General features: G+C 34.8%; 18 protein-coding genes and 1 tRNA gene. 5 read left to right on the forward strand and 14 right to left on the reverse strand.

What is annotated here, in order from left to right:
* The 6 genes from potD to inhA1 all read right to left on the reverse strand — a co-directional run bounded on the left by potD (position 1) and on the right by inhA1 (position 7893).
* The gene (gene potD, locus ACK1U5_RS12070; RefSeq protein ID WP_000772485.1) at positions 1-1050 is read right to left on the reverse strand and encodes a spermidine/putrescine ABC transporter substrate-binding protein PotD; all 1050 of its coding nucleotides are present in this window, start codon (positions 1048-1050) and stop codon (positions 1-3) included.
* Positions 1051-1088: 38 nt separating this feature from the next.
* The gene (potC, locus tag ACK1U5_RS12075) at positions 1089-1889 is read right to left on the reverse strand and encodes a spermidine/putrescine ABC transporter permease PotC (protein WP_000714192.1); all 801 of its coding nucleotides are present in this window, start codon (positions 1887-1889) and stop codon (positions 1089-1091) included.
* 6 nt (positions 1890-1895) lie between these two features.
* Positions 1896-2744 carry a spermidine/putrescine ABC transporter permease PotB gene (gene potB, locus ACK1U5_RS12080; protein WP_000715500.1) on the reverse strand — a complete coding sequence of 283 codons (849 nt, stop codon included), beginning with the start codon at positions 2742-2744 and terminating at the stop codon, positions 1896-1898.
* Positions 2741-3724 carry a spermidine/putrescine ABC transporter ATP-binding protein PotA gene (potA, locus tag ACK1U5_RS12085; RefSeq protein WP_000720318.1) on the reverse strand — a complete coding sequence of 328 codons (984 nt, stop codon included), beginning with the start codon at positions 3722-3724 and terminating at the stop codon, positions 2741-2743. Before potA ends, potB begins: the two co-directional genes overlap by 4 nt.
* Before the next feature lie 239 nt (positions 3725-3963).
* The gene (locus tag ACK1U5_RS12090; RefSeq protein ID WP_000028381.1) at positions 3964-5331 is read right to left on the reverse strand and encodes an aldehyde dehydrogenase; all 1368 of its coding nucleotides are present in this window, start codon (positions 5329-5331) and stop codon (positions 3964-3966) included.
* Positions 5332-5502: 171 nt separating this feature from the next.
* The gene (gene inhA1, locus ACK1U5_RS12095; RefSeq protein WP_001035944.1) at positions 5503-7893 is read right to left on the reverse strand and encodes a M6 family metalloprotease immune inhibitor InhA1; all 2391 of its coding nucleotides are present in this window, start codon (positions 7891-7893) and stop codon (positions 5503-5505) included.
* Positions 7894-8235: 342 nt separating this feature from the next.
* Between inhA1 and ACK1U5_RS12100 the strand changes: the two genes are divergently transcribed.
* Positions 8236-8370 carry an anti-repressor SinI family protein gene (locus ACK1U5_RS12100; RefSeq protein ID WP_000276219.1) on the forward strand — a complete coding sequence of 45 codons (135 nt, stop codon included), beginning with the start codon at positions 8236-8238 and terminating at the stop codon, positions 8368-8370.
* A gap of 79 nt (positions 8371-8449) precedes the next feature.
* Positions 8450-8773 carry a helix-turn-helix domain-containing protein gene (locus ACK1U5_RS12105; RefSeq protein ID WP_000578885.1) on the forward strand — a complete coding sequence of 108 codons (324 nt, stop codon included), beginning with the start codon at positions 8450-8452 and terminating at the stop codon, positions 8771-8773.
* Between the two features lie 72 nt (positions 8774-8845).
* Here ACK1U5_RS12105 and calY read toward each other — a convergent pair whose 3' ends face one another.
* From calY to ACK1U5_RS12135, 6 genes are all read right to left on the reverse strand, one after another.
* Positions 8846-9439, reverse strand: coding sequence for a biofilm matrix protein CalY (gene calY, locus ACK1U5_RS12110; protein ID WP_000053713.1), 594 nt, complete (start codon positions 9437-9439; stop codon positions 8846-8848).
* A 388-nt stretch (positions 9440-9827) separates the two neighbouring features.
* A complete protein-coding gene (locus tag ACK1U5_RS12115) occupies positions 9828-10577 on the reverse strand; it encodes a DUF4047 domain-containing protein (protein ID WP_252671766.1) in 750 nt (249 codons plus the stop codon).
* A gap of 119 nt (positions 10578-10696) precedes the next feature.
* Positions 10697-11284 carry a CalY family protein gene (locus ACK1U5_RS12120; protein WP_000172854.1) on the reverse strand — a complete coding sequence of 196 codons (588 nt, stop codon included), beginning with the start codon at positions 11282-11284 and terminating at the stop codon, positions 10697-10699.
* A gap of 60 nt (positions 11285-11344) precedes the next feature.
* Positions 11345-11914, reverse strand: coding sequence for a signal peptidase I SipW (sipW, locus tag ACK1U5_RS12125; RefSeq protein WP_000767792.1), 570 nt, complete (start codon positions 11912-11914; stop codon positions 11345-11347).
* Between the two features lie 190 nt (positions 11915-12104).
* On the reverse strand, positions 12105-13391 hold the full coding sequence (locus ACK1U5_RS12130) for a D-alanyl-D-alanine carboxypeptidase family protein (RefSeq protein ID WP_000247029.1): 1287 nt from the start codon (positions 13389-13391) through the stop codon (positions 12105-12107).
* Positions 13392-13542: 151 nt separating this feature from the next.
* The gene (locus ACK1U5_RS12135) at positions 13543-13770 is read right to left on the reverse strand and encodes a hypothetical protein (protein ID WP_000251856.1); all 228 of its coding nucleotides are present in this window, start codon (positions 13768-13770) and stop codon (positions 13543-13545) included.
* Positions 13771-14177: 407 nt separating this feature from the next.
* Here ACK1U5_RS12135 and ACK1U5_RS12140 point away from each other — a divergent pair, with 407 nt between their 5' ends.
* The 3 genes from ACK1U5_RS12140 to ACK1U5_RS12150 all read left to right on the forward strand — a co-directional run bounded on the left by ACK1U5_RS12140 (position 14178) and on the right by ACK1U5_RS12150 (position 15796).
* Positions 14178-14399 (forward strand): hypothetical protein, encoded by a 222-nt coding sequence (locus ACK1U5_RS12140; protein ID WP_000196290.1) that lies wholly within the window; start codon positions 14178-14180, stop codon positions 14397-14399.
* 589 nt (positions 14400-14988) lie between these two features.
* Positions 14989-15453 (forward strand): hypothetical protein, encoded by a 465-nt coding sequence (locus tag ACK1U5_RS12145; protein ID WP_000846655.1) that lies wholly within the window; start codon positions 14989-14991, stop codon positions 15451-15453.
* A 270-nt stretch (positions 15454-15723) separates the two neighbouring features.
* A tRNA-Val gene (locus tag ACK1U5_RS12150) sits at positions 15724-15796 on the forward strand.
* 313 nt (positions 15797-16109) lie between these two features.
* Here the strand turns inward: ACK1U5_RS12150 and ACK1U5_RS12155 are convergent.
* Together ACK1U5_RS12155 and ACK1U5_RS12160 are read right to left on the reverse strand one after the other, a co-directional pair.
* The gene (locus ACK1U5_RS12155) at positions 16110-17351 is read right to left on the reverse strand and encodes an ABC transporter permease (RefSeq protein ID WP_069605293.1); all 1242 of its coding nucleotides are present in this window, start codon (positions 17349-17351) and stop codon (positions 16110-16112) included.
* Positions 17344-18243: an ABC transporter ATP-binding protein gene (locus ACK1U5_RS12160; protein WP_000054722.1), complete on the reverse strand. Its 900-nt coding sequence runs from the start codon at positions 18241-18243 to the stop codon at positions 17344-17346. The genes ACK1U5_RS12155 and ACK1U5_RS12160 overlap by 8 nt, the downstream gene beginning before the upstream one ends.
* Positions 18244-18249 lie beyond the last annotated feature (6 nt).

Genomic DNA, 18249 nt, shown 5'->3' on the forward strand with positions numbered 1-18249 from the left:
TTATTTACCTTTTGTTTTTAGCTCTGTCCAGTAACGATCATAGTCTTTTAACTTATCGTCTACATCAACAAGCCATTCTGTACGATCTAACTCTTCTTTCGTTAAGAAAATCATGTGATTATCACGGTATTCTTTACTATGAAGAGGATGAGCTTTTTCATTTGGATTACTGTAACCAATTGACTCGTAGTTTTTCACACTTACTTTTTCATCTAGTAAGTAGTTCATAAATTTCTCAGCAAGCTCTTTATGTTTTGCACCTTTTGGAATTGCTAACGTATCAGCCCAAATTGTGCCGCCTTCTTTCGGTACAACATATTCTACATCTTTATTATCTTTTGCGATAAATGCTGCATCTCCAGACCAAACTGTTCCGATCCAAGCATCTTCTGTAATGAATTTTTGTTTAATGTTATCTGTATCAAATGCTAATAAGTTTGGAAGCAGCTTCTTTAAATCATCTGCTGCTGTCTTTAATTGTGCATCGTCTTTCGTACTGTTTGAGAACCCGTGCTTCTTAAGACCCACTCCTAATACCTCACGAGAATCGTTCAGTAACGTTACATGTCCTTTATATTTCTCATTCCATAAGTCCGCCCAGCTTGTAGGTGCTTCTTTCACATACTTTTTATTGTATGCAATCCCTGTTACACCCCAAGTGTACACTAAAGAATATTTATTCTCTGGATCAAACGCAGGTGTTTTGAAATTAGAAACCATATTTTCGATATTCGGGATATTCTTTTTATCTAACGGCGCTAATAAGTCCATTTTCGCCATTGTTTTAACCATGTAATCAGACGGCTGGATTAAGTCGTACTTTGCGCCACCAGCTTGTAATTTCGCAAGCATTTCTTCATTACTTGCGTACTTGTCATAGTTAATTTTCACATTATATTTCTTTTCAAAATCTTTTAGCACTTGCTCATCAAAATTGTCAGCCCAGCTATAAATATTTAATTCTTCTTTCTTTTCACCACAACCAGCAAGCACACCAGCAACAAGGCTAAAACTAATTGCTGCGCCAGCTATTCTTTTCATTAATTTCATCGGTTTATTACCCCCTTGTACTTTCTATATCGTTCGTATTATAAAGGAAGGTGTCCTCCAGAGTTTTCTTCACCATCTGCACCTTTATTCCGGAAGATTTCAGATAGAACCATTAATCCTACGATAGCAACAATTAAAATTGTAGAAAGAGCATTAATTTCTGGTGATACTCCGCGCTTAACCATACTGTAAATATATAATGGCAATGTTGTTGATCCTGGTCCTGATACGAAGAAACTAATTACAAAATCATCAATTGATAATGTGAATGTTAATAATGCTGCCGAAATAACTCCCGGTGCAATTGCTGGGAACGTTACATAACGAAACGTTTGCCAAGGCGTTGCTCCTAGATCATTTGCAGCTTCTTCTAAGTCACGTCCCATACTTGAAAGACGCGCAGCTAAAATAACAACAACAAACGAAATACTAAATGTAATATGTGCAATAATAATCGTTGTTTGTCCAAGTTCCATTCCTAACTGGCTGAAAAGAATTAGTAAAGATAATCCCATTAAAATATCAGGAATTAAAATTGGTAAATATACAAGGCCATTAATAGCCCCTTCGAAACGATATTTATAACGATGTAAAGCAATTGCAAAGAATACACCAAGTACCGTTGTCACAATCGTTGTTATAACTGCAATCGTAATACTATTTACAAATGCATCAATAACATCTTGTTTTTGAAATAAATCTGTATACCAATGGAATGTAAAACCTTCCCACTCCGCATTAATGCGAGAGTCGTTGAAAGAATAGACCATTAAAACCATCATTGGAAAATACAAGAATAACAAAATTAACCAAGAATAAGAAACTAAAAACTTCTTCATCTTTGCCTATTCCCCTCCGTTCTCATTATATTTATATACTTTCGTTGCACGATAATATAAGTAAATTAACAGAACAGAGAATAGAACAACGATAATCGATAACGCAGATCCAAATGGCCAGTCACGTGCACCTAAGAATTGATTTTGAATAACGTTTCCGATTAATGCTACTTTCGATCCGCCCATCACGTCTGATACAACAAACATTCCGATAGAAGAAACGAATACTAAAATAGAACCAGTCGCAATTCCTGACATCGTCATCGGCACTGTTATATTCCAAAATGCCTTTATTGGTGTTGCTCCTAAATCATAAGCCGCTTCTAGCTTACGCTTATCCAACTGCTCAATTGCTGCATACACTGGTAAAATCATAAATGGTAATAAAGAATAGACCATTCCGAGTATTACAGAAGGAGTATTATATAATAAATTTAACGGTTCACTAATAATGCCAAGCTTTAATAACAACGTATTCACAAGACCTTGTGAACGTAAAATAACAATCCATGCGTATGAACGAACAAGAAAGTTAATCCAAAACGGGATCGTTGCCAATAATAAAAGAATAGAGCGGTATTTGCGGTCAACAATTGTAATTGTATACGCAAACGGATAACCAATTAATAAACATATTACTGTTGTAATAACTGCAATTTTAACAGTTTCCCATAACGTTCCTAAGTATAATGGATCAAACACACGGGATATATTCTCCAGCGTAAATTGCATTTCTACTGTCCCGTAAGCTCCGCGCTGCATGAAGGCGAATCCTAATACGAATACGAGCGGGATTAGGAAGAAAATTAACAGCCACGCGACTGTAGGTAGTGCGAGTAATTTCCCTTTTTTCAATTTAAGGTCACCTCGTCCTCTTGCTCCCAGCCTACATATACATTATCTCCAATGCTCCACTGTGCTGCCTCTTCAGCAGTTTGATATGCCATTAGTAATTCTGATGTTTTCTCATCACGTACATAAAGCTTCTCCATATTTCCGACAAACTCGATATCTTCAATATGTCCAAGATGGTATTCTTTTAAAATTGACTCTTCAACCGAACGTACTTTTACATTTTCAGGGCGAATTGCTACATAGCCTTCCCCGTTTTTCACAATATTATTTTCACCGATGAATGTCGCAACGAACAATGTTTTCGGCTTATTATAAATTTCTTTCGGTGTTCCGATTTGTTCGATATGTCCTTTATTCATAACTACAATACGATCGCTCATGCTCATTGCTTCTTCTTGATCGTGCGTTACGTATATGAACGTAATTCCTAAATTACGTTGTAAGTTTTTCAATTCACGTTGCAAGTCTTTTCGTAACTTAAAGTCAAGCGCTCCAAGTGGCTCATCTAATAGTAATACACGCGGATTATTTACAATCGCTCTTGCAATTGCAACACGCTGCTGTTGTCCACCAGAAAGCTTCGCAGGTTTACGATTACGGAACTCAAGTAACTGCGTTAAACGCATTGCCTCTTCAGCACGCTCTTTCTGCTCTGCTGCTGATACTTTCTGCATTTTCATACCAAAACAAATATTCTTCTCTACTGTCATATGTGGGAATAGTGCGTAATGTTGGAACACTAGGTTCATATGACGCTTATATGGCGGCAAATCGTTAATTCTTTCAGCATCTAATAAAAGATTCCCTTTAGTTGGAGTTTCAAATCCTGCGATCATACGAAGTAAAGTCGTTTTCCCGCAGCCACTCGGTCCTAAAATTGTTAAAAACTCTCCCTCTTTAATATCTAAAGAAAGAGGTGGGATAATCACTTGATTTCCAAAATGTTTTTCAACTGCTTCAACTTTAATAATCTTTTTCATTTTCCCGTCCTATCTACCTTAAATTTTTAATTTTTATATTCATGAATAAATATTTATGTTCTATAGACTATTTTTTGTTTCGATCCAAACAAAAATGATTATTTAACAAGCGTTCGTTTCTATTCTTTATGTAGTATGTTGGATTCATTTTCGCATGATACATAACGTCGAACAGAAAAACCCCTTCCATTGCGAAGGGGCTTTTATCATACGGCTACGCCTACTGATAAACACCATCATCATTTTAACAACTTTCGTATGAATTTTAAAGCACTTTTTGTAGAAGAGTAACGAATTTTCATGTCGAATGCTGTAGATTGGGCTAAAATGCTTTTATAATGTGAAAAAGTCCGAAAACTTTCTTTCCCATGATAACCCCCTAATCCACTACTTCCAACACCCCCAAAAGGTAAATATGGCGTGGCAAGATGATAGACAACATCATTAATACAGCCTCCACCATATGAAATATTACTCGTCACTTTCTTTTGTACTTCTTTATCTTCAGAAAATACATATAACGCTAACGGCTTCGGATGTTGCTGGATTGTGCCAATTACATCTTCTATGTTGTCGTACTCTATGATTGGTAAAATCGGACCAAAAATTTCATCTTCCATAACAGTATCTTTCCATGTAATATCCGCTAGTACTGTCGGTTCAATATGTAATGTATCTTTCTTATAGTTTCCACCAATTACGACTTGACCATCTTGTAAGAATCCACATAATCGTTCAAAATGACGCTCACTTACAATACGCACATAATTTTCATTTCGCAAAGGTTCTTTACTATACTGCTCTGTAATTTCATGTCGCAGTGCCTCAATTAGCTTTTCTTTCACGGAAGAATGCACATACATATAATCAGGCGCTACACACGTCTGCCCTGCATTTAAAAACTTACCCCAAACAATTCTTCTTGCTGTCATCTCTATCTTTGCATCTTTATGTACAATACAAGGACTTTTCCCGCCAAGTTCTAAAGTGAGCGGTGTCAACTGTTTCGCTGCTGCTTCCATTACAACTTTTCCAACTCCAACACTACCAGTAAAGAAAATATAATCAAACGGTTCCCTCAGCAAAGATGTACTCTCTTCAACGCCACCTTCTACTACCGCTACAAGCTCTTCTGGGAATAATTCATCTAACATTCTCTTAAGCATTTTTGAAACGCTTGGCGTTAACTCTGACGGCTTTAAAACGATTGTATTTCCAGCTGCCAGTGCTCCTACAAGTGGTGCAATTGCTAATTGAAAAGGATAGTTCCACGGTGCAATAATAAGCGTCACACCATACGGTTCTGGCACTACTTTTCCTTTTGATCCAAAATGAGTGAGTGCTGTTCGAACTCGTTTCGGTTTACTCCACGATGACATATGTTTCAATTGAAAGGAAATTTCTTTTAATACATATCCAACTTCCGTTGTAAACGACTCGTGAACTGACTTATTTAAATCTAATTTCAATGCCTGAAATATTTCTTCTTCAAAACGCTGAATGCCTTCATAAAGCTTCTTCAAATTATTCTTTCTCATTTCGATGCTTCTCGTATGCCCTTTTAAAAAATATTCCTTTTGCCTACTTACAATAGAGGAAATACTCATTCACTCACCTTCTCCCACTATTTTTATCCAATTCTTTCATTATTTATATAGACTTCATATATAACAAATTTCTATTCTTAAGGTTACATTATATATGACTTTTTCAGCTATATAAAATTCATTGCTCACAAAAAAACTACCGAAAGAAAATCTCTCGGTAGTTTTACTGTATTAACGATATAAACGAACAGCACCTGCAGAATTATCATCAGCTTGTCCTACTACTTCAAATTTCAAACCAAGCTTCGGTAAAATACGTCCTGCATCTGGAATCTGTTGATTAATATACGTTTTAGAATCATCAAACTTTGGTACGCCTGCTAAACCATCATACGTAAATGTTCCACGCGTTGGAGATACGACTTTCCAAGCTGGCGTTTTGTCGAATGAGAACGCTGCATCAGCGATTTGGAATCGTGTACTACTCTTAACTGTTGGTTTACCATTTAAAGTACCAACAATTGCTTCTGGATGAGAATCAACTACACCAAGGAAACCGTGTCCTGGATGTACACCAACCCAGTTATCTGTATAAGCTGAATCTGCATACCATACAACCATACCAGTGTTAAATACTGGACCGCGAGCAAATTTCAACGCGTTATCTGCCCCAGCATAGTTTCTCCACTCAACATAGTAGTTATGTTTTTTCTTCTCTGTTCCGTTAGATACAACGAAACCATCTAATTTTAATTGTGGTGTACCTTCTGCGTCATCAGAGAATGCTACTTTACCATCTACTGTTAATGAAGCATTATCAAGAGCGAATCCATTTAATGCTAAACCACCATCAGTAATGTAATCAAATGTTAATTTTACTTTCTTGCCTTTGAATTGACTTAAATCATATGATTTGTCAATCCATTTTCCATTTGTCGAATCTGCATTTCCACTATTTGCTTTCTCACCAAGTCTTTCAATTAACGTTTGTTGACCATCTTCCGTTACAGCGTGTACTTCAAGGAAATCATACTCTGCTTCAATTTCATATAATGATTTGAAGTCAAATTTTGCAGTCGTTGCATTTGTTAAATCGAACAGTGGTGTTTCCATCTTCGTATGAAGATCATCACCTTTTGTGCTGTAGTAATACTGTTTTCCAAATGCCGGCTCAATTGTTTTTATATCTTTGTCTGGTAAGTTAACACGAATCATACCCGGACGGTTAGATTTCGTAACACTTTGATCCAAATATGTCGCTAGACCGATACCTTTATTTAATTTCTCGTAATCTACTTCTACGATATTTGCCCAGTTACCACCGATTGTTTTTTGGAAAAACTCTTTATTTTGTGGTGAGAAACTCGTTGGCGTCGTTCCAGCGATTTTACCAGCCCAGCTTCCGCCACTCATAATAGACCAAGCTTCAATCGGCTCACCTTGACCACTATATTGTGTATCGTACTCATCTGGAAGACCTAAATCGTGACCATATTCATGTGCGAATACACCAACCGCTCCATCTTCTGGTTCAATTGTGTAGTCGAATGCTGCCATCTTTCCACCCCAATATGGTACTTTCGCTTGTGTACCTTCAATTGGGAATGGCTTTGGTCCAACTGTCCAACGGTGCGACCAAATTGCATCATCGCCTAATTTACCACCGCCTGCTTCTTGTCCAACACCCGCATGAATAATCATTAAGTGATCGATTAAACCGTCTGGTTGATTTTTATTTCCATCACCATTTACATCGTATTGATCAAATTGGTCGAACTCTGATAAATCAATACCACTATCTACAGCTGCTTTTAATGCATCTTTTACTAAATCACGTGGCCCTTTTGGTCCTTTATTATCATGGCCGCCGCTAGCAGCATCTGCACCATAATCAGCCGCCTTACCAGGAACCGTTAACCATTTTGTAACTGTTCCGTCCACTGTGTAACTACCACCAGATTGTTCTTCGTAATATTGTTTAAACGTTTCAATTTTACTTCCATCATCTAATGTGAATGGCTCGTTGCCGAATAACATTTTTTCATAATGTTCTTTATTAAAATCGTTAGAATACATATATCCAGGCTCTTTGTCGATATTATTATGTTTAAAGTCAGCGTACTCTACAAGTAAAACGAGTACTTTGTCTTTACGAACTTCACCGTTATAGTCTTTTTGTTTCGCTGGAGAAGTTGGTACTTTACCATTTAGACCGCCTTTAACTGGGCCTGTCGCTGCAGGTGTGCCTGTTGCTGGTTGATTTAATTTTTCTTTCGTGTCTGCTTTCGCATCTTTCACTTTCTTTAAAAAGTCGGATGCATCTTTCGTAAGTTGGTCCCCATTCGCTGCTTCTTTCCCAGGATTTTCACCCTTTTTGTTCTCTACATACTTTTCGACTGCTTTCTTTGTTTCTGTCTCTGAAGCCTTCGAATCAATTACCCCACGTTTTTTTAATGCATCTGCTAAACGTTCTTCCGGAATTAAATGATCATCAACTGGGCTCGTAGCTGTTTTATTCACAGGCGTTTCAGCATATGCAGATTGAGTGCCAGCTCCGAATGAAAGGCCTAATACAGCTGTCAATGCGATTGATGACAAAACTTTGAACGGTTTCTTGTTCATCCCTTATTTCCTCCCCTAATAAATAATATGTATTACAAATTGAATTTTATTAAAAATTCAATATTTTTTCAATATTTAGTCATATTATGTAATGTTTTTAATATATTTGTAAAAATTTCATAGTTAGCATACGAATATATCACAATTCAACAATGTTTTCTGAAAATATTGAAAGTTTTTATCGAACAATTTATAATTTCCATAGAGGGAGTTTAATGGGGATTTTATCTTTGTTTCATCTACACAATATTTGATAATTCACTATATAAAACACAAAATCGGATTTCATTATCATGTATTCTGTAGCAGCAATTATGACCGATAATTAGGGAGGAATTACATTTGTACAAAGATAAGACAGACGCACTGGATCAAGAATGGATTGATTTAATACTTGAAGCTCTAGATGCTGGTATCGCCATGCAAGACATCGAGCAATTTTTCCAACGTATGAAGCCATCCAGTCAGGCTCAATAGGTTTGTTCTTTTTAACGAAGTTTATGTTATAATAATGACATCATAAGACAACTACATATTGATAGAAAGGTGCGCAAATATGATTGGAGAACGTATAAAACGCCTTCGTTTACAAAAAGGGATTTCATTAACTGAACTTGCCGAAAAAGCTGGCGTTGCTAAATCTTACATTAGTTCTATAGAACGAAATTTACAAAAAAACCCTTCCATTCAGTTTCTTGAAAAGATCGCAGCAGTTCTACAAATTCCAGTTGATACTTTACTTCATGATGAAACAACAAAGGAAACTAACCTAGACTCCGAATGGACACAACTCGTTAAAGATGCAATGAACTCTGGTGTCTCCAAAGAACAATTTCGTGAATTTCTTGAATTTACAAAGTGGAAGCAAAATCAAAAATAATAATAGAAAGAAGTGCTTACAACCAGCACTTCTTTTTCTTTATAAAAAAAAGCGGGAATACCCGCTTTTTTATTATTTTTCTTCCCCAGCTTCTTGGTTAGCATTGAATGTCCATTCTAAATTCAATGTATCACCTTGGAAGATATTTTGATCTTTTCCATCATCTACAAATTCAAATTGTACCCATAGATAATCCTCTGTACCAGCTGCTAATCCACCCTTTTCTCCCCACTCAGGAGCAAAGATATCTTTAGCTAAAAGATCTGGATCAACTTTTTGTAAGTCTGCTAAAGTTGTTTCGTATACAGGCTCACTTTGTTTATCCCAGTTCCAAAGGAATTTTACTTTAACGTGCTTACCAAAGTCTTCACCAGCATTATCACCTTTTGCATCTTTAACAGTATACTTTGTTGCTAATTTAACGTCTTTAATAGTTAACGAACCGCTGTTTTGTAATAAGAACTCTTTCTTAACAGAATCCCCTGGTTTTAAATCTTTAATATCTACAAGCGTCTTAGGGTTTAATGTAAGGTCTAACGTCCCAGCTGCAAATGTATTGTTTGATACTTCTTTATCGCTAAAGAATGCAAATGTTCCTCCACCAATTAAAGCTAACCCCAATGCTGCTGATGCAACTCCCATACCTAATTTCTTTTTCAGACTCACAATCAATTCCCCCTAGCTTTTTTTTATATTTTTATCACTTATTTTTCAATAAGAGATGTAAAGAAAACTATATTAGCTTAGCTAATATGCGTTCTTTTTTAAAAACCTTATGTTCATTATAACGAACAACCCTATATAAACACAACACATATTTATTAATATTTTCAGTTATTTTTATTTCTCAATATCATTTAGACTTTTCAGAAAAAAAACAATGATAATTTATAACTTTTTTCACACTCAAATCATTTAATACTATAAGAAAAAAGAAAAACAAAGAGGTGAGGGCTAACGTTCCCTCACACTCGTATAAATATTACTATTCTTGCTTATTCGTTCACTCTCTCTTACACCACATTCTTGTTTTCCGGCTGTTTCACTAAAGCAGTTACTCCGCTTTCTTTTGCTCTTCTACTTTCTTCTGTTCTTCTACTTTCTTCTGTTCTTCGGCTTTCTTCTGTTCTTCTACTTTCTTCTGTTCTTCGGCTTTCTTCTGTTCTTCTACTTTCTTCTGTTCTTCGGCTTTCTTCTGTTCTTCTACTTTCTTCTGTTCTTCGGCTTTCTTCTGTTCTTCTGCTTCAATTGCAACGTTTAATTGTTGCTGAAGAGCCTGAATTTGCTCATCAATAGCTTTCAAGCTAATTTCTTTCTCAATATAGTCACGCTTCTCTTTGATACTGTGGAAGCCTTCATTTACATATATGGACACTTGCTGCATCGACTCATCTTTATTTACCTTTAATTCTTCTTGTATTTGATTGTAAGGAGCTTCTATTTCAGTATATACATTTTGCAGGGCTTCCTTCTCAGCAACAATTTTCTCACGCCCTTGTTGCCATACAGAAATCGCCTGTTTTATTTCTTCAATAGAAGTTGCTTTCGATTTTCCCTTCATCGTTCCATACTCACGCTCAATAAACTGTTTATGTTTCTCAGATTGCTCTTTTAACGTATTAACTGTTTTCGGAAATATAATTGCTGTAGAAAGCGTCGCTTCTACTTTCGTTTCATGAATGAACGCCGCTTCTGTATGCGTCATAATTTGAGATCCTAAATAAAACGTAATAGAACACATACACGGCAATATAAGCATCTTTTTAAAATTACGCGGTCTTTTCAGCATCTTAATCTCCCCCATCGAACATTACGTTCTTTATACAGAACATTATCTATATTATAGTAAAGAACTATTAAAATTGATAGACAAATACTAGAAAAATAGAAAAAGGGCTATCCATGTGATAGCCCTTTTTCTTATTATCTTTCTTCACCTGCTGTTTGTTGTGCATCAAACGTCCAATTTAATTGTAACTTATCGCCTTGGAATTGATTTTGATCTTTTCCATTATCAACGAACTCAAATTTCACTTTGAATTTATCAGATTTACCTGCTGAAATACCTTTTTCATCCCAGAACCAAGCCGATAAATCATTATCTACAGCTGTAAGTGTGTCACCTTTTAATTTATCTAAAGTAGTTTGTTTCACAATTGTCTCATGCTTATCTACATTTTTTAAGAATGTTACTTTAATATGTTTACCAAAATCATCTTTATTGTCTTTCTTTACATCTTCTACATTATAATCTGTTTTCAGTAGAACCTTTTTAATATTTAAAGAGCCTTTATTTTCTAGTTTAAATTCTTTTTCAATTGTATCCCCAGGTTTTAAATTCGATACGTTAACAACTGTTGATGGATTTAATGCTAAATCCAGTGTTCCAGCCGCAAATGTATTATTTGACACTTCTTTATCACTGAAAAATGCAAATGTTCCTCCACCAACTAAAGCTGCTCCTAATACTGCTGATGTAATACCCATTCCTAATTTTTTCTTTAAAGTCATGTCCATATCCCCTTAATATATATTTGTTAACTTCCTAAACGGAAAGTATAACCAAACGAACTAGACGGATTGTTCTACTTTTTTATCTTTCTTTTCTCCGTCAATGCTACGAATAGCACCAAAAATAGAAATCGCGGAATACCCAAGTAAAAAGACTCCTGGAATAATAAGAAGCAATGCTGCTCCCGCTTTTGAATTCGCATAATTCAGTAAATAACCAACATACGGAACTGTAATATCTGCATACTTTCCAACTACATTTTCTGCAAGTACTGGCTCTAAATCTGGTCCGTTGTTGTTATCCCCTTTTGTTTCATACATTACTTTTCCATTTGTATCTTTCACACCGATAATACGGTGAGTGATAATTTTTTGATCTTTCTCTTTAAAGGTAATAACATCACCTTTTTGATATTTAGAACCATCTTTGTTTGGTTCTATTGCAATGATTGATCCTGTTAAAAACGTCGGCTCCATTGATCCTGAAAGAACGCTCTTAAATTGATATCCCATCACTGTCGGATCACCACCGCTTGCTTTTGAAGAAATAACTACAAAAGCTAAAAAAACCATCAATGCAAATAAAACAAATGAGATCGCGTTGCTAATTATCTTCCATATTAATTTCATCGTCTCTCTCCCTCTCCGTTGTTTTATATTATTTGAAGTATGCAATATCCACTTTGTTCTTTAACAAGAACACAAGTAAATGATATAACGAACTTTAAGTTATTGCAATAAGAAAATTTACAATTATTAGTTATTTAAAATATAGAAAAAAGACTGTGCCAAAATTTTACACAGTCTTTTTATTAGTAATTTATTTACCTTCTGATTTCATTCCTTTTGTATTTCGGCGCAACACTACATATAAAATTGCTCCAAATAATATAATCGCACCTATCCCAACACTTATTACTTTCACATTTGAGTCTTTTACTTCAGGCATAGTTGTATCTTTTTTAGGCATCGTAAAAGTGACATCTTCTGTTGAAAGAACATTTACCGTCGCAATTGTTTGATTATTTTTCGTAATATCAACTGCACCAACTACCTCACCACGATGTATTCCTTTATGATATAAAGATTCTTTATCTAATGAAGCCGCCCGGAAAATAGTTTTCACATTTTTCCCTTCATCTTTCTTAAGCATAAGCTCCGCACTTTGTTCCAACTCAGAATTAACATCTTTATTTAAATATGTTGTTTTTTGATGCCAATTATGTTTATCAAGCACCATTTGCTTCGTAAATTGACCGAAAGAATATTCCGCCATCTGCTTCAAATCTTCATAAATTTCAGGTCTTTGAGAAGCCATTACTACGCTTATAATACGATTTCCATCTTTCTCATTTAATAAAACAAGTGTATTACGTGCTTCATTCGTAAACCCTGTCTTACCGCCAATGCTATATGGATTTTCAAAAAAATTAGATTTATTAAAAATAGACACCGTCTGCCTAGACGTCGTAACTGTCGTTCTTTTCGTATTCATCGCTTGTAAAATTTCAGGATACTTTTGCACACCCTTCGTAATCATAGCCATATCATACGGCGTCGTATAATGGTTCGGATCATGCAATCCATTCGGTGTTACAAAGTGGCTATCTTTCGCCCCTAATTGCTTCGCTTTCTCATTCATCATATTAGCGAAATTCTCAACACTCCCGCCAATCCGCTCCGCAATCGCATACGACACATCATTCGCACTCAGCACCATTAAAATCATAAGCGCAGTATTTCTATTAATTGTCTCTCCAGGTTGAAACTCAATTTGATAATTACTCTTCTCTTGATCTAATGCTAATTGTGAAAATGTAAATTGATCCTCTGGCTTTGTATGCTCCATGAGTAAAATCGCTGTTAACACCTTCGTCGTACTAGCAGGAAATGCGCGGTGATATGCGTTTTTGTCATACAAAACATCTCCTGTTTTTGCATCAATTGTCGTTGCAAACTGACTAAAAACATTCGGTCCTTCCGCAGGTGGTGGTGCAACTTGTTCTGGATTTACTCCAATATTCGTCTCAGCACGCAATGTTATGGGCGTCAAAAAAAACGAACAAATAACTGTAATAAAAACCAAAATTTTCTTAAAATTTACCATATGACTCTCCCTTTTCCATTTACTCCTTAACAAAATAATAAATCTACCAATCATATGTAATTTGTATTATATTGGAAGAATTTTCACTATTTTTTACTATATCATACTTTTACGATAAAGAACATAAATATACAATAAAAATAAGAAGGAATTACTCTTTCTTATCCTTCTCATCAATCAACGAATCTATTAACTTTTGACTAGCTTCCTCGGGCGTAATCTCATCTGTTATTCCCATAAACGACCAACCTTTAGAATCAACCCACTCAACAAACTCTTGTAAAAATTCATCATGTGTAACATCCACATCAAGAATCGATCCATTAATCGAAATCGTTCTATTTTTAGACACGCGCATCTTGAACGTTTTTCTTACCATTACAACTTTTCTCCCTCTACTTCTGAATATTTATAAAGTGAAACTTTCATCAACCCTCACGAATCGGACTTTTACGGGCATTCCGACCCGAACCTAACTTCTTTACTTTTGCTGAATTTCGAGGTAAGGGATCTTACTGCCCGCAAATAGCGAGATAAAATAATCATGTATCTCTGTTATACATGATTTTCAGTAAATTGTAAAAAGGATATATTGGCCAATTGGTATATTGAAACTGAAAATCTATCATTCTGCAAAAATATCAAATGATATGTAATTGTTCATAAATGACTGAATAGATTCACATAAAAATAAAACAACTTACATTTTACCACACCAAATACAAATGACTTTCTTACAATGGAATGGAGTATACTAGAAGAAAACTTAAAATGAGGAGGAACCTCATGACGCGTTGTACGTATTGTAAAACGAAGTGGACAATAAAAGATGTATGGGCAATACTCGTGACATTTGAAAAGGATTGTACGTATTGTTTTATGAGACCATATCTATCAAAGAAAACGGTGAACGCTATGCCAGAACTTATAAGCTTACCTTTACATTTCTTACTCCCTTTTCTTGTTGATTTGAGTGCTGAAGGTCCTTTGGATTGGTATCGTAAATAATATAACCACTACATCCAAAGACTACTTTCTACTAAATTCGCTTCTCATCATTATTCCTTCATACATTACTAGCATAATCGCTTATACTTTCCCTTTTGAAGATTCTGTAGCTCAGCAGGAAGAGCGTCCCCTGAACAAGGTTTATCAATTATGACTTTAATAAACGATGATATATGCATACTGTTAAGCATAAAAAATTAGCATTAAGTTCCACTCAAATATTAATTGAAACCCCACACTCCATTTAATCTGTAATCTAGAATACAAGCAGTGTTTTTTATTATGCATTTTTGCATACAGTATTATTTTCTCTTGTAAATAGATAATAATGTTATATAATAAAACCAATGTTTTACCAATAAAAGGTAATAAGAAGTAGTGAAATAAGTAAATAACCAAAGCGTATTAACAGATTTGTTCTATGTAAATCATGATACATATATGGAATCAAAACTATGAAATTTTATGTAGTGATTAGATTACTACAAGATGAAAGATTCATAGCGAATACACTTAAGGAAAAAACGTTCCATTAGATTAATGTGATATCTATCGAACGAATTGAGAATATACTTAGGGGGAATTTCAAGTGAAAACATTTGGTAAAGTATTATTAACTGGCGCATTAGCTTTAGGCGGTTTAACGGTTATGAACATTGAAACACCAAAAGCACATGCTGACGAATGGGATGGTTGTCATTACATTTGTGGTCCTGGTGAAACGGTGAACGGTGTTACAGTTCAGGTACACTCTACACAAGTTACTTTTGGTAACAGCGTAATTGCAAGAATTACAAATGACCGAGCTGAAGAAATTCATTACAATGTCAGCCTTGAAAAGAAATATGGCGATAGATGGGGAGAATTTGAAACCAACTTCCGTTGGCAAAATCAATGGGTCCCAGCTGGAAGCAATGATGAAATTGCAACTTTCACAGGATATGGCGATGACATTTATGAGGATGGAACATATCGTTATAAAGTCGAAATAAAAGGCGCTGACGGTTCTATTGATACAATTTACACAGCAGGAATGACAGTTACAGGACGATAGCTTATGAACAAGCTCCATTATTTATGATTGTATTTTTGAAAATATCATTGATAATTGCGTTGATATTATTATTAAAATAAGCTCTTCGGGGCTTATTTTTTTATACAAAAATTAGAATATGAATATTCAGAAAATTACACCTTTACACCATTAAAGTTTGTTGCTATTATAGGAATACATCAAATGTTACAATACTCAACAAATTGTACAAATTCTCCGATTACACGAATGAAATGAAAATACATTGCTGATGGTAACATTTATAGTTGGGATCCCGTAGCTCAGCAGGGAGAGCGCCACCTTGACAGGGTGGAGGTCGTGAGTTCGAGCCTCTCCGGGGTCATATGAAAAACCCCTTGATAGTCAAGGGGTTTTCTTTATGTAGCAAATAAATGATTATTATTAAAACTAAATTTTTCCCTACTTCTTTTCTCCATTTTGGAGAAAGACATAAATTATATTAATTATCGCTCTACGTTGTTCGCTAGAACTCGATTCTTTACTCTCTTTTGGGAGCTTTTTAAAATTCTCTTTGAAAAATAGCCTAATACAGCAATTTTTATATTTATTTATATAAATTTCTCAACAAAAAAGATCTACACAGTTTAACTATGCAGATCTTTGTAAATTTAAGTTTAGAAATGAATAGACGAATCCTATTTTTGCCCTAATTTGATTGCCTTTTTGATATTACTAAATGCACCTTTACCATATATTAATACGCCACCGCGGTAAACACGACTCGTTAAACCAATCATCATACATATTGTTGCAATTAGAATTGCTAATGCAAGCGCAATCTCCCATACTGGGATATTGAGGAATCCAATTCGTACAAGCATAACAATAGGAGTGAAGAAAGGTACATAACTAGTAATGGTAACAACCATGCTGCTTGGGTTTGACATTCCATAAATTGCTATATACAAAGCAGCAAGTAACATAAACATCAGCGGCATAACAGCTTGAGAAGATTCCTCTATACGCGTAATGATAGAGCCAAATAGACAAGATAATGAGCCATATAATAAGAATCCTAATGTGAAGAATAGAATCCCATAAAACACTAGAGTTGGAGCAACAGAATTTAAATCAATACTATTTAAAATATCATTTTTCGAATCATTAATTGCTGTTTTATATCCAACAGTTGCGACCAAGCCCCAAATTATGATTTGCGTAATACCAGCCAATAATGTTGAGAATAGCTTCGCATATAAATGTTTGGTAGGCGAAATACTTGAAACAACTAACTCCATAACACGAGAAGATTTCTCTGTTGCAACATCTGTTGCTAATTGTGCAGCATACATTAATATCATTAGATAATTTAGCATGATAAAGACATTAATTAAAATCCCTACACCCTCAGTATGTTCTCCATCTTTAACCTTATCTGAAACCGTTTTGGTATGAATTTCTACTGGCGTTGTTAACACCTTTAATTCATCTTGCGATAGATTCAATTGCTGGGCGAAGTTAGAAGATTGTATTTGAGATAAAATCGTTTGAACCTTGCTAACATCTTGCTGATTTACATCCGTCTCAGTTATATACGTAGCCTTTAATTGTTTATTATTCAATTCCTCTACAACGATTGCATATGTATAATCACCATTTTTAACACCTGATTCTGCTTTTTGTTTATCCGTGCTACGTTTAACTTGTATCTTACTATCGACATTTTTAAACACTTGATGAATGGTTGAATATAATTCTTCTTTTTCTGTAACAACAACAACTTGATCGTCCTCGTTACCTGCAAACAAGTTATAAATCTTGTCAAAATTCATCAATCCTATAATTAACATAGAAACTATTATTGTAATAGCAAAATATGATTTTGATTTCACTTTAGATTTATAGTTTTGTAAAAAAATTGTCCAGAAACTACTCATTTTGTGCACCTACTTTCGCAATAAAGATATCATTTAATGTAGGCTCTTCTACTGCAAACTTTTTAACATACCCTAATTTTGTTATCTCTTTAAATAAAACATGTGACACTTCTTCATATGAAATTTTAAGAGTAACTGCATTTTTACGTTTCTTCATACTTTCTACACCTTTTATTTCTTTCAAATGGTCAAAGTCATGATCGCCAACGATTACAACGTTCTTTTTACCAAAATCACTTTTAATTTTGGCAATGTCACCCTGAACAACAGGTACACCTTTGTGCATAATACAAATGTGTTGGCATAACTCTTCCACATGTTCCATACGATGTGAACTAAAAAGAATTGACGACCCTTGTTTTTGCATATCAAGAACAGCGTCTTTTAACATTTCAACATTTACTGGGTCTAAACCACTAAATGGTTCATCTAAAATTAAGAGTTCAGGCTTATGTATAATCGCTGTTATCAGCTGGATTTTTTGCTGATTGCCTTTAGAAAGTTCTCCTACCTTTTTGTTCAGATGCTCAGTAATATTAAAACGCTCCAGCCAATAGTGAAGTTCTTTTTCTGCATCTTTACTTTTCATGTTCTTTAGTTTTGCAAAAAAGTTAACTTGTTCTTTGACAGTCATTTTCGCATAAAGACCACGTTCTTCTGGTAAATACCCAATTTTATCTGTAACACCATAATTTATAGGTTTACCATTCCATGAAATGGTCCCACTTGATTTCGATAAAAGTCCAAGTATCATTCGAAATGTAGTCGTTTTACCTGCTCCATTCCCGCCCAAGAATCCAAATATTTCACCTTTTGGTATCTCGATATTCAAATTATTCACTGCAACATGCTCGTCAAATTTCTTTGTTAAATCTTTAATTAGTAAACTCATTATCCA

This window comes from Bacillus sp. XB1 (assembly GCF_053557995.1).

What these genes read in the sequence shown, in the direction of transcription:
- ACK1U5_RS12130 (WP_000247029.1), bottom strand. Translation starts at nt 13,391, where the DNA reads ATGGTAAATTTTAAGAAAATTTTGGTTTTTATTACAGTTATTTGTTCG.
- ACK1U5_RS12135 (WP_000251856.1), bottom strand. Translation starts at nt 13,770, where the DNA reads ATGGTAAGAAAAACGTTCAAGATGCGCGTGTCTAAAAATAGAACGATT.
- ACK1U5_RS12160 (WP_000054722.1), bottom strand. Translation starts at nt 18,243, where the DNA reads ATGAGTTTACTAATTAAAGATTTAACAAAGAAATTTGACGAGCATGTT.
- ACK1U5_RS12120 (WP_000172854.1), bottom strand. Translation starts at nt 11,284, where the DNA reads ATGACTTTAAAGAAAAAATTAGGAATGGGTATTACATCAGCAGTATTA.
- potD (WP_000772485.1), bottom strand. Translation starts at nt 1,050, where the DNA reads ATGAAATTAATGAAAAGAATAGCTGGCGCAGCAATTAGTTTTAGCCTT.
- potA (WP_000720318.1), bottom strand. Translation starts at nt 3,724, where the DNA reads ATGAAAAAGATTATTAAAGTTGAAGCAGTTGAAAAACATTTTGGAAAT.
- ACK1U5_RS12155 (WP_069605293.1), bottom strand. Translation starts at nt 17,351, where the DNA reads ATGAGTAGTTTCTGGACAATTTTTTTACAAAACTATAAATCTAAAGTG.
- ACK1U5_RS12140 (WP_000196290.1), top strand. Translation starts at nt 14,178, where the DNA reads ATGACGCGTTGTACGTATTGTAAAACGAAGTGGACAATAAAAGATGTA.
- potC (WP_000714192.1), bottom strand. Translation starts at nt 1,889, where the DNA reads ATGAAGAAGTTTTTAGTTTCTTATTCTTGGTTAATTTTGTTATTCTTG.
- inhA1 (WP_001035944.1), bottom strand. Translation starts at nt 7,893, where the DNA reads ATGAACAAGAAACCGTTCAAAGTTTTGTCATCAATCGCATTGACAGCT.
- ACK1U5_RS12115 (WP_252671766.1), bottom strand. Translation starts at nt 10,577, where the DNA reads ATGGGGGAGATTAAGATGCTGAAAAGACCGCGTAATTTTAAAAAGATG.
- sipW (WP_000767792.1), bottom strand. Translation starts at nt 11,914, where the DNA reads ATGAAATTAATATGGAAGATAATTAGCAACGCGATCTCATTTGTTTTA.
- ACK1U5_RS12105 (WP_000578885.1), top strand. Translation starts at nt 8,450, where the DNA reads ATGATTGGAGAACGTATAAAACGCCTTCGTTTACAAAAAGGGATTTCA.
- ACK1U5_RS12090 (WP_000028381.1), bottom strand. Translation starts at nt 5,331, where the DNA reads ATGAGTATTTCCTCTATTGTAAGTAGGCAAAAGGAATATTTTTTAAAA.